The following is a 2,588-nucleotide window of genomic DNA, read 5'->3' as shown; positions in this document are numbered from 1 at the left end:
GTTAGTGGGGGTACTGTGATTAATGGCGATTATGTTAACTAGTGTAGCTTATTTTGCTTAATGAATTTTTGAGTATCTTTCTGGTCTATACTGTGTGGCTGGGTTCTAGTGTGGGCATCATATAATTTTATTTTGTGATGTTGTTGATCAGTAAGGTATATATTTTGATTGATCAATGTTAATCCATGTTTAGGATCGCTTTTAATACGAAATACGACTTCTTTTGAGCCAAATGGACTATGGGTTTGTTGGCCATCAATATTGACATTGTCTTTATTAATATTATAACCGTAGGCACTTCCATTGCTGTTGTTGTACTGAGTGAAAGCACCGCCGCTATAACTGGCAAAGGTGGGTTTTAATTTGCCATATAGATAAAAAGTAGGTTTTCCATTTTCCATGGCGAAAAATGTATTGTAGATTTTGACATCTTGAATATGCAAGTCATCAAGCTGATTGCTCCAAAAGTTTAGTCCTAAAAACAATAAAATAGTTGCCAATAATAGGCCTAAATACTTTAAAATGCTGATACTTTTTCTGTAAAGAGTGCTTTTCATAATAATATCCTTTCTCAAAAGTTTATCTTGACCTAAGAGCTCGTCAATACTGATATCAAATATTTTACTGAGTAGTATTAATTTATCGATATCGGGATAACTTTTATTTAGTTCCCACTTAGAAATAGATTGACGCGAAATATATAATTTTTCAGCTAGCTCATTTTGTGTCAGTGAGTTGTCGTGTNTTAGAAATAGATTGACGCGAAATATATAATTTTTCAGCTAGCTCATTTTGTGTCAGTGAGTTGTCGTGTCGTAATTTTTTTAAGCTTTCAGCGAATGTGATCTTTTCTTACTCCTTTCGTAAATTATGACTTTATTTTATCTGGATGTTGATATGTAAGCACGCACCAGCTGGTTGCATTGAATGAAATAAGCCTATGATTCGAACATATCCCCGTTTTTAGGGGGGAGCTTAAATAAATCCGTTTTGAAAATTATAGAGGGGGAGTACAGTTTTTTTTATTGTCTAAATTTAACTAGCACTACGCGTAAGAAATGGACTTTCCCAAAATTTGATTGTTCACAATCAAATTGGCTGTTTTTCTATCAGACTAGGTCAACTTATTGGCAGTATTGACAACGATAAGTATTAGAGCTAGATCTTGCTACTATAAAAACCGAATCTCAATTCGTTACAGATTCGGTTAGGTTAAGTAAATAAGCATAGTATATAAAAATTAGCCGAGAGGACAATTTTAGGAAATTTGAATTTGGCCCATGACTAATTATGCCATAATGAGTTTGAATGGCTTAAAACTCATTTCAGACAGGTATAAGGACTAGCGACTTTTGATTTCCTGTACAAAATGCTGAAACACAGTTGATTGGTCTTGATATTTAATCTTGCTAGTAAATTGTTTTAGTTCTTGATAGCGATTTTCAGCGCTTAACAGTTGTTGTAAGTGAAAACTGTAGAAGTTCTTTTTTAAATCAAATACGAGCGGGGCGGCATTTGGTGAAAATCGGAATTGTACCGTACCGGCCTCACCAAAGAACAGAGTATCGAAAAGTTGTGTCATGAGTATTCCACGTTCTCCGCTAGGAAGCGTCTTGGGCAGGTATAAAGCGATATTTTCGCTTAGGGTCTTTAACGCCTTAGCAGCCCTTTGATATGAGTTGCCCGAAGCTGATAGTCCAAAATGTCTTATAACTTCAAGCACACTGACTTCATACATCTTGTCGGCTATATCATTTTCGCTGACAAAACTAAAGCAGTAGTCCAGAACTCGCTGTTCGAAAGATTTCAATCCACCAAATGACTTAGCTAAATCGTTACCCTGAACGACCAAATAATCTTGCCGGCTCAAAAGACCGCTAACTGCTTTTTGAGCCTTCTTATTTTTTCCATATCTACACCCACTCACTTTTTTAAAAAGCATCATATATCATATAACTAAAACAAACAAGTTTTTTAAAATCGTGAGTATTCAGACGTGGTTTTTTAGTTTTTTAACGTAGTTTTTTAGTTTTATCGGCGCTGTACCCCTTGATATAACTGGATTTCTGTCTCCCCTAAAGTATTTAAAAGTATGTATTCAAAGTATTATATTAACGCGCGCGCGAGAAAAAAATTGAAATTCAAAAAAAATTGCACTTGAGGTACGGTTAGGGGACGTAACGTCGTCCCCAATCCCCCCTCACTCAAAAAGGAGTGAGCGAATCCCACGCTCACATCTAACTGCGCCTCCCGTGGGTCGTTGCTAAGGTCAAAATCAAGCCCACGGTTAGGAAGACTTCGGGCACGCCCTCAGGCAGAGTTAACAACGGCTAGTATCAGAACTAGTCCTTACTATTCCTTTACTGATTAACAATTGTCTTATAGCTATTGATCATCAGTAAAAGTAAAATTGAGATATTTTTATCGAAAATGAGTATTATTTGATTATGATAAAAAAAAGATTATGATAAAAAGCAATCGACTAACCAGTTTAGGAGAATACTCAATGAAATTACTAAAAAGAATCTGTTCTGACTACTTGCATGGACTAGTATTTTTCATAATAGTATTTTACTTTATGACGGCTA

Annotated in this window: 2 protein-coding genes and 1 pseudogene; all 3 read right to left on the bottom strand. The window is 35.4% G+C overall.

From position 1 onward, the window contains the following. Positions 1-38 precede the first annotated feature (38 nt). Positions 39-557: a hypothetical protein gene (locus tag ACOV1R_RS15955; RefSeq protein ID WP_024971968.1), complete on the bottom strand. Its 519-nt coding sequence runs from the start codon at positions 555-557 to the stop codon at positions 39-41. A 24-nt stretch (positions 558-581) separates the two neighbouring features. Continuing rightward, positions 582-770 (bottom strand): annotated as a pseudogene (locus ACOV1R_RS15950) (helix-turn-helix domain-containing protein); the annotation flags it as partial. A gap of 572 nt (positions 771-1,342) precedes the next feature. Beyond that, entirely contained in the window at positions 1,343-1,870 is a 528-nt protein-coding gene (locus tag ACOV1R_RS15945) for a replication initiation protein (RefSeq protein ID WP_424744326.1), read from the bottom strand. Positions 1,871-2,588: the final 718 nt, after the last annotated feature.

The organism is Lactiplantibacillus sp. YT640 (genome assembly GCF_049745435.1).
Taxonomy (GTDB): Bacteria; Bacillota; Bacilli; order Lactobacillales; family Lactobacillaceae; genus Lactiplantibacillus; species Lactiplantibacillus plantarum.
Note: the sequence above shows the minus strand (reverse complement) of the source record. Positions and strands in the feature narration are given on the sequence as shown.